Source organism: Frankia sp. AiPs1 (genome assembly GCF_023716945.1).
Classification (GTDB): domain Bacteria; phylum Actinomycetota; class Actinomycetes; order Frankiales; family Frankiaceae; genus Frankia.
Window position 1 is genome coordinate 1 of sequence record NZ_JAMQQF010000242.1, and the last position, 8,391, is coordinate 8,391.

At 74.3% G+C, this 8,391-nt stretch carries 6 protein-coding genes; 3 read left to right on the top strand and 3 right to left on the bottom strand.

The genetic code is table 11. The features are described from left to right. Positions 1-843: 843 nt before the first annotated feature. Positions 844-2,976, top strand: a complete 2,133-nt coding sequence (locus ND748_RS19195) for a mycofactocin system FadH/OYE family oxidoreductase 2 (RefSeq protein ID WP_285902372.1) — start codon at positions 844-846, stop codon at positions 2,974-2,976. A gap of 26 nt (positions 2,977-3,002) precedes the next feature. Here the strand turns inward: ND748_RS19195 and ND748_RS19200 are convergent, their stop codons facing one another. Together ND748_RS19200 and ND748_RS19205 are read right to left on the bottom strand one after the other, a co-directional pair. Beyond that, entirely contained in the window at positions 3,003-4,307 is a 1,305-nt protein-coding gene (locus ND748_RS19200; RefSeq protein ID WP_251747387.1) for an FAD-dependent monooxygenase, read from the bottom strand. A gap of 239 nt (positions 4,308-4,546) precedes the next feature. Then, positions 4,547-4,765 carry a keywimysin-related RiPP gene (locus ND748_RS19205; protein ID WP_251747388.1) on the bottom strand — a complete coding sequence of 73 codons (219 nt, stop codon included), beginning with the start codon at positions 4,763-4,765 and terminating at the stop codon, positions 4,547-4,549. Between the two features lie 673 nt (positions 4,766-5,438). On the opposite strand from ND748_RS19205, the gene ND748_RS19210 reads away from it, so the two are divergent. After that, a complete protein-coding gene (locus ND748_RS19210; protein WP_251747389.1) occupies positions 5,439-6,644 on the top strand; it encodes a PLP-dependent aminotransferase family protein in 1,206 nt (401 codons plus the stop codon). A gap of 30 nt (positions 6,645-6,674) precedes the next feature. On the opposite strand, the gene ddaH is transcribed toward ND748_RS19210, so the two are convergent. Beyond that, positions 6,675-7,502 carry a dimethylargininase gene (gene ddaH / locus ND748_RS19215; RefSeq protein ID WP_251747390.1) on the bottom strand — a complete coding sequence of 276 codons (828 nt, stop codon included), beginning with the start codon at positions 7,500-7,502 and terminating at the stop codon, positions 6,675-6,677. A 306-nt stretch (positions 7,503-7,808) separates the two neighbouring features. On the opposite strand from ddaH, the gene ND748_RS19220 reads away from it, so the two are divergent. Then, positions 7,809-8,391: siderophore-interacting protein (locus ND748_RS19220; RefSeq protein ID WP_251747391.1), on the top strand; the 583-nt coding region annotated here is incomplete at its 3' end.

Sequence of the window (8,391 nt, forward strand, 5' to 3'; positions counted from 1 at the left end):
ACCGCACCGACCACAAGCACACCGACCACATCGACCGCGCCGTCCGCGAGATCCAGGACCGCACCTGACCGGCCCCGGCGCCCCCCCCCCCGGGGGGGCGGGGCGGTGGGCTTCACCGGCACCCGGCACCGGGCGGCGGGCGGCGCCGTGCTGCTCGCGACCGGCTCCGTCCCGGCACCGCCCGCCGCGCGCGCCGACCTGCCCGCCCCCGGTGCCGAAACATCGATCGAGGTTCTCGACGTGGTTGACGTCCTGGCAGCGGGGCCGGGTGCCCTGTCTCCGGGGCCGGTGGTCATACATGACCCGCTCGGGGGGCCCGTGGGTGTGGCGACCGCCCAGTGGCTGGCCGACCTTGGCCGGGCGGTCACGATCGTGACACCCGACCCGGTGGTGGGCGCCCGTCTCGCCGCCGGCGATCTCGCGCCTGCGAACGTGCGGCTGGCCCGCGCCGGGGTCCGGCGACAGGCCCGTTCACGGATCCGCGAGATCGGTCCGGGCGGGCTGGTGCTGGAGGACGTGTGGACGGCGCAGCGGCAGATCCTCGCCTGCGCCACCGTCATCGACTGCGGTCCCCGGCTGCCGCAGGACACCCTGCACGTTCAGCGCCCGGATCTGCCCCGAGCGGGGGACACGATCGCGCCACGGACCATCCTGGCGGCCGTCCTCGAAGGCCGTCGCCGAGCGCTGGAGATCGGCGACGGCCGGCCCAGCACCCCCCGGGCGGACCATCGCCTCCCCCGCCCCAACCATGATCGGACCACCCGGGCGGACGATGTCGCGGGCGGCCCACGGCACCTGCAGGAGCCAGGGCGGTACAGGCCCGCCGGGCCTGGCGCTGCGGGGATGGGGGAAGGTCGCGAGCTGTTCACCCCCCAACAGGTCGGGCCGCTGACGCTACGCAACCGGATCGTCTTCTGCGCGCACCTGACGAACTACGCCGACGAGGGGCTGCCGAACGCCCGGCACGTCGCCTACTACGCGGCCCGGGCGGCCGGCGGAACCGGGATGATCATTACCGAGGAGCTCACCACCCACCCGGGTGACCGTCCCTACGAGAAGATGATCCGCGGTTTCGACCCGGCGGTGATCCCCGGTCTACGCCGGATCGCCGACGCGGTCCACGCGCACGGGGTACCAGTCCTCGCCCAGGTCAACCACAACGGCGGGCAGTCCGCCTCGACCTACACCCGGCTGCCCGTCTGGGCGCCGAGCGCGGTGGCGGATCCGATGTTCCGCGAAGTACCCAAGGCACTGGCAGGGTCCGAGATCGCCGAGGTGGTCGCCGGTTTCGCCCGCGCGGCCGCACACGCCGCGGCCGGCGGATTCGACGGCGTCGAGGTGCAGGGTTCACACAGCTCCCTCGTCCGCGGGTTCCTGGCCCCGGCGACGAACCGGCGCACGGACCGTTACGGCGGTCCGCTCGCGAACAGGGCTCGACTCCTACTGGAGATCATCGAGGCGGTGCGGGCCGCGATCGGCCCCGGCCGGGTCCTCGGCGTACGGCTGTGCGGGGATGACGGGATCGAGGGGGGCATCACCCTCGACGAGGCGGTCGCCGTCGCGGCGATGGTCGAGGCCACCGGCGCCGTCGACTACCTCAACACGGCCATCGGGGTGGCCACCTCGACGCTGCCGCTGATCGTGCCGAGCATGCAGGTCCGTTCGGGCTACGCGGCGCACATCGCCGCGGCGATCCGGGCGGCGGTCGACCTGCCCGTGGTCGCCGTCGGCCGGTTCACCGATCCGGCCCAGGCCGAGCAGGTCCTGGCCGCCGGCCAGGCGGATCTCGTCGGGGTGGTGCGCGGCCAGATCGCCGACCCCGCATTCGCCGCGACGGCCTGGGCAGGGGGCCGCGGCGGCGGACGCGACGAGCACGCGGGCCACCGGCACGCGCTCGGCGGCCACGGGGACGACACCCAAGATGACGACGGCCACGGGGACGGCGGCCGGCCCGAGGGCGGTACCTGCGTGGCCTGCAACCAGGAGTGCGTGGGTCGGACGGGCCGCAATCGCTGGCTGGGCTGCCTGGTGAATCCGCGGGCGGGCCGAGAGGCGGTGACGCTGGCGCCGCCGCGCCGGCGCGGACGGCGGGTGTACGTCGTGGGGGGCGGCCCTGGTGGTCTGCGGGCCGCTGTCATCGCGGCCGGACGCGGGCACCGCGTCACCGTGATCGAGCGTGACGACCGGCTCGGCGGCCAAGTGCGCCTCGCCGCGCGGTTGCCGGGCCGGGGTGGGCTACGCGCTCTGGTCGACGGCCTCACCGCCCGCCTCGTCGGACTAGACGTCGAGGTGCTGCTGGACACCGTCGCCGACGCCGCGCTGCTGCACACCGCCGGCCCGGACGCCGTCGTCCTCGCCACCGGCTCCCGGCCGGCCCGGCCCGACTGGGCCGGTGACGATCCACGGATCGTCGGCGTGCGGGAGGTGCTGACCGGCGCGGCCCGCCCGCGGGGGCGGGTGCTCGTGGTGGACAGCACGGGGTTCCATCAGGCCCCGTCGGTGGCGGAGTTGCTCGCCGCTCGCGGCGCCCACGTGACGGTGATCAGCGACGCGATGGTCGTAGGCCAGGATCTCGGCCTCACCCTGGACCTGGAGCGGTGGAACCGGCGAGCGGCCGCCCTCGGTGTCCGGCAGGCCGGGGAACTCGTCGTGACGGCTGTCGGCGACGCGGGTTCTGATCCGTACAGGTCGGCTCCGCCCGACCCCTCGGATGCTTCCGGCCGCTCGGGGCACGCCGGGGGTGCCGGGCGGGCCGACGGGCTGACGGTGACCGTCACGCACCATCCCACCGGGGCGGTACGGCGCTACGCGGCGGACTGGGTGGTCCATACCGAACCCGCCCGAGCGCAGGACGCTCTGTGGTCCGCGCTGCGGGTGGAGGCTCCGTTCGAGCTACATCGGGTCGGTGACTGCGTGGCCCCACGGCGCGCGCACGCCGCCATCCTCGAGGGTGACCGGGTGGGCCTCTTACTCTGAGTAGCCCGAGGCGGCAAGGCGGGTCGTCACCGAGCCGCCCGCTCGGGCCGCTCGGGCCGCGCCGGCGCTGGTTCCCCCCGGCGGCGGGCCAGGCACCACCGGCCGCCCGTGTGCAGGCCGCGCATCGCTCGGCGGACCGCCGGGACCTGGGTGGCACGGTGCACTCGGTAGCGCCACGGCGGCTGCGGACCGTGGCGTCCCGCCATCGCGTAGGCGAACGACACCGCGCCCCGGTCACCGTCCCGGCTGCTCTCCACGTCGCCGCCCTGCACGTCGCCGTCCCGGTCGCGAACCCGGTCGCCAACCTGGTCAAGGTGGCGGTCCGCCTGCTCGAACCAGGTCATGCTGGTCCGCGCCGCCGCCTGCACCGGGCGCAGCGCCAGCCGACCCCGGGCGTCGAAGGACTGCAGCGCGGCGGGCAGATCGTCGTCGTTGTCGTCGAGGATCTGCGCAAGCATGACCGCGTCGACGATCGCCAGTGCCGTCCCGGAGCCCAGGGTGAAATGGGTCGTGTGGGCGGCGTCCCCGAGCAGCACGACGTTGTCGTGGTACCAGCGCTCGTTGGAGATCTCGGTGAAGCGCTGCCAGCGCGCGGTCCGGCCGCGGCACTGGCTGATGAGCCCATGGCCGTCCAGCGGCTCGGCGAAGATCTTCTCCAGCTCTCGCAGCGTGTCGGCGTCGCCGCGTTCGTCGAAGCCGAGCCCCTCCCAGGTCCGCCCGGTGCATTCCACGATGCACGTGCTCAGGCCCGCGCTGGACGGATAGGCGTGGCACCAGATCCAGCCGGCCGGGGTCCGCTCGAAGTCGAAGGCGAAGGTGTCGAAGAACCTGTCCGTCCCCAGCCAGATGTAGGGGTTGCGCCCGGTCGTGACGCGGGTCCCGAACGGGTTCCCGCCTCCCTGGCGCACCCGGCTGTTGGCGCCGTCGGCGGCCACGACCAGGTCGGCGTCAGCGTAGGAAGATGGATCGTCGACCTCCTGGCGGTAGGAGATCCTGACCCCGAGCTCGATGGCGCGCCGCGCGAGGATGTCGAGCAGCACCGCGCGCTGCATGCTGAAGCCGTATCCGGCCAGGTAGGCCGCGCCCGCCCCCGCGACGCTGATGCGCTGCTCCTGCCAGAGGGTGGACTGCGACCGGATCCGGCGTGCGCTGGGGGGATCGTTGCGGAAGAAGACGTCCAGCAGGTTGTCCCAGTAGACGACCCCCCAGCCATACGTGGCTCCCGGCGGATCACGTTCGATCACTGTGACGTCGTGTGCGGGATTACGCAGCTTCGTCGAGACTGCGAAGTACAAACCCGCCGGTCCACCACCCACGCAGACGATTCGCATACCAGTCCTCCCGATCTGCACCCCCCTGGTCCTCCGCGCTCTGCCACCGCCCGGGAACGCCGAAATGGCGGCGGCCGACCACTAGCTCGGGCCGCCGCCACCCCGTTCCAGATGGACATTTCAGATGGACATAGCACTGATGGTGGGTGTCGTGACAGTTGGTTTGGGACGCTGAGCACTACCGGCGGCGGCCTGGTCGGCCGAGGCACTGCCGCGGACCGCGGCGAGTCACCCGAGGGCTACCAGCCCCAGCCACCGCCACCACCCCAGCCACCCCAGCCACCGCCGCCACCCCCGCGGCCCCAGCGGCTCCAACCCCAGCCGCCCCAGCCACCCCAGCTGCTCCAGCCCCCGCCCCAGCCGCCGCCCCAGCCGCCGGCGAAGAAGCCGACGAAACCGGTCGCGTGCCGGAACGATCCCTGGGCCTGAAGGGCCGGTGCCTCATATGTAGCCTTCATGCCGGGTTTCCCCCCGTCTGCACTCGGATACTTCCTCATGGGCATGCCCGGCCCTGGGTGTTCCTCGTTCAAGGCCGGATACACGACCTTCGACCGAGCAATTTCCATTGTGCTTCGTCCGGGTCCAATGAGGGTTCATCGACGGTTCGTTGCAGCCGGTCGCAATGGCACCGCGGGACTCCCCCGCGCCAGGCCGCGGCGCCTGGCGCCGTCCGGCGGACCGGCCGGGAGCCGGGCGGCGCGGAGCCGGGCGGCGCGAGGGCCGGGGCGGCCGCGAGGGCCGGCGGGGTTATTATCGGGAAGTTCACCATCTGGGAGGACCTGCTCAGATGGTGGGACACCTATCGGGAAAGGCCCCTGTGGGGACGCCCCTGTCGGTGTCCCCGACGGGCCACGACAGTCGGCCGGCGTCGGGGACCTTGCCGTTCCGCCCGCCGCCGCGACCCGGCCTGGCGGGCGGGCCGTCCACCCCGACGCCCGCCATCCCGCAGTAACGCCATGCCGCCGCCATCCCACAACGGCCACCCGCGCACCCGACCGGGCGGCGGCCCGATCGCGTGCCCCACAAGCGGGTCACGGCCGACGCCGATGCACTCCGGCGCAGGCAGGACCCGCAGCCCCCAGCGTCGCCGGGCCGCGCCCACCCGTCCGCAGAAGGAATTGAGAAGCCGCCATGACGACCGCCGCCGCCCCGCCGCAGCTCGCCGCCCGCGCCCGCGCGGCGCGCACCTCTCCGGTGCGCGAGATTCTCGCCCTGACCGCCCGGCCGGAGGTGATCTCCTTCGCTGGCGGTCTGCCGGCCCCCGAGCTGATCGACGCCGATGGCATCCGGCGCGCCTACGACCAGGTTCTCACCGACGAGCCGCGGCGGGTGCTGCAGTACTCCACCTCCGAGGGGGACCCCGACCTGCGGGCGGCGATCGCCGCGCGGCTGGCCCGGCGTGGCCTGCCGACCGAGCCCGACCACCTGCTCGTCACCACCGGCTCCCAGCAGGCCCTGACGCTGCTCGCCACCGCCCTGCTCGAGCCCGGGGACGCCGTCGTGGTGGAGGACCCGACCTACCTCGCCGTGCTGCAGTGCTTCGGCTTCGCCGGGGCCCGGGTGCTCCCGGCTCCCACCGACAGCCAGGGGATCATCCCCGACGAGCTGGCCGACCTCGTCGCCCGGGAACGCCCCCGGCTGCTGTACCTGGTGCCCACGTTCCAGAACCCGACCGGACGCACGATGCCCGCGGACCGCCGCGAGGCCATCGCCGAGGTCGCCGCCCGGCAGGGCCTGTGGATCGTCGAGGACGACCCGTACGGCGAGCTGCGCTACGAGGGGACGGCACAGCCGTGGATCGCCTCCTACCCCGCCGCGGCCGACCGGACGGTGCTGCTCGGCAGCTTCTCCAAGACCATGGCCCCGGGCATGCGGCTGGGCTGGCTGCGCGCGCCGGCGGCGCTGCGGCGCGCCTGCGTGATCGCCAAGCAGGCCGCGGACCTGCACACCTCCACCGTCGACCAGGCGGCCGCCGCCCGCTACCTGGCCGACGCCGACCCGGACGTCCACATCGCCCGCATGTGCGCGGTGTACCGGGAGCGACGCGACGCGATGGTCGACGGGCTCGCCGGGGCGCTGCCGGCCGGCAGCTCCTGGAACCGACCCGAGGGCGGCATGTTCGTCTGGGCTCGCCTGCCCGCCGGTCACGACGCCACCGCTCTGCTGCCAGCCGTGGTCGCCCACGACGTGGCGTACGTCCCCGGCGCCCCGTTCTTCGCCGGCGCGCCGGACCCGGGGACGCTGCGCCTGTCGTTCGCCACGCATGCGCCCGCGCGTATCGCCGAGGGCATGGCCCGTCTCGCCCGCGCCCTCGGCGGCCAGGCCGCGACCGGCTGAGGGCACCGCCGCTGCGGCGCGTGTCCGCGCTCAGGCGCGGATCTCCAGGGTGGCGCACTTGATGCCGCCGCCGCCGCGGCGCAGCTCGTCGAACTCGATCCCGATCGGCTCGAACCCTCGGCTGCGCAGTTCGGCGGCGAACCCCTGCGCGGCGGCGGAAAGCACCACATGCAGGCCGTCGCTGACGGCGTTGAGCCCGAACACCACCGCGTCGGCCTCGCTCACCTTGATCGCATCCGGGAACAGGGTGGCGAGCAGCCGGCGGGCGGCGTCGTCGAAGGCCGCCGGCAGGTAGGCGACGAGATCGTCGGCCAGGACGCACAGCGCGGTGTCGAGGTGGTAGAAGCGCGGGTCCACCAGGGTCAGCGAATGAACTGGGCGGCGCAGGACGCGCGCCGTCTCGGCATGCGCGGCCGGCTCCGACCGGAACCCGGTGCCGGCGAGGATCATCTCGCCGACGGGCAGGAAGTCGCCCTCGCCCTCGTTGCAGAACAACGGACGATGCACCCCGTCCGGCGCCAGCTTCGCCAGTCGCCGCAGGTAGGGCGCCTGCTCGCCGCGCCGTTCGGGATGGCGGAACCGGACCCCGACGGCCCGGCCGCCGACGACGAGCCCGCCGTTGGCCGCGTAGACCATGTCGGGCAGGCCCGGCAGCGGATCGATCAGCTCGACGGTGTGGCCGAGGTCGCGGTACAGGGCGCGCAGCGCCTCCCACTGCGCGCAGGCCCGCGCGGTGTCGACCGGGTGGGCCGGATCCATCCACGGGTTGATGGCATAGCGGACGTCGAAGTAGGTCGGCCGGCACATCAGGTACCGGCGCGCGCGGGCCCGGCGACCCCCGGCACACGACGACGTCATCGGCGACTCCTGGAACCGACAGGTGCGCTGCCCACCGTCCGACACAACGCGCCATCTCCCGACGCCGTTCCGCCGGCCGGCGCCGTTCCGCCGGCCGGGGGCGTTCCGCCGGCCGGGGGCGTTCGCGGCCTGCGTGCACACGCCGGCCCAGAAGGAACCGAGCCACCCCCGTTCGGGCCGGGCAAGTAGGTTCGTCCGCAGTGGTCGCCGACGTGCGCGGCCGCACGGCGGTCGCGCACGTCGTGGCGCCGGGGCATGCGGACCCCCGTCCGATCCCCGCGGTCAGGAAGGCAGGACACGAGGGCGATGTCGACGGCCAAATCGGAACCGTCCGGTCCCGCCAACCCCGGCGCGGCGGGTTCGCGACGCACCCGGCCCGCCCCGCGACGGCTGCAGGTCGTCCGGATCGCCCCACTGGCGGCCGACATGGTCACCGTGACCGTGGGCGGCCCCGCGCTGGCCGGGTTCACCTTGCCCCGGCCCGCACATCACCTCAAGATCTTCCTTCCGGTCAACGGACAGCGAGAGCCGACCGTCCCGGCCTGGGGGCCGGATGGGCGGCCGGTCTTCCCCGCGGGGAAGCCTCGCCCGGTCGTCCGGACCTACACCCCGCGACGGTTCGACCCCAACGCCCTTGAGCTGGACCTCGAAATGCTGCTGCACGCGGGGGGCCCGGCCGGGCAGTGGGCGGCCGTGGCCCGGCCCGGGGACCACCTCGCCATCGCCGGTCCGGGGGGTGGATACCAGGTGCCCACCGGCGCGGCTCACCACCTGCTCGCCGCCGACGAGACCGGCCTGCCGGCGCTGGCGACGATCCTCGAACGGCTGCCTGCGGCGGCGGGCGTCACGGTGCTGGCGGAGGTCCGTGACGCGGGGCGCCGCCGCGAGC